At 57.5% G+C, this 315-nt stretch carries 1 pseudogene; it reads left to right on the top strand.

The annotated features are described in order from the left end of the window. Nucleotides 1–23 precede the first annotated feature (23 nt). Nucleotides 24–315: pseudogene (locus HMPREF2736_RS02400) on the top strand (hypothetical protein); the annotation flags it as partial.

Genomic DNA, 315 nt, shown 5'->3' with positions numbered 1-315 from the left:
GAAATCACCAAGGAGCACCACCAATGCGCAACGCCATCCGCAACACCATCGCAGCAGCACTGACTGCCACCATGGCCATTGCCGGTATCACCCCCGCCAATGCGTGCGACGCTTGCGATGAGCAAGCATTGATCGCCCCGGTTGATTTCGGCGCTGGGCTCGACCTGGTTGACTCTGATGGTGACGGTCTTCCCGACGTATGGGAACAACACGGTGTCATCTTGTCTGACGGCACTGCAGTTCCCCTTCCCGGTTATGGGGCTGATGTGAATCGTCCGGATCTGTTTTTGCAACTGAACTGGATGGCGTCCGAAT

Origin of the sequence: Corynebacterium sp. HMSC036E10 (assembly GCF_001836265.1) — a bacterium.
Lineage (GTDB): Bacteria > Actinomycetota > Actinomycetes > Mycobacteriales > Mycobacteriaceae > Corynebacterium > Corynebacterium coyleae.
This window is presented reverse-complemented; position numbering and strand designations above follow the sequence as displayed.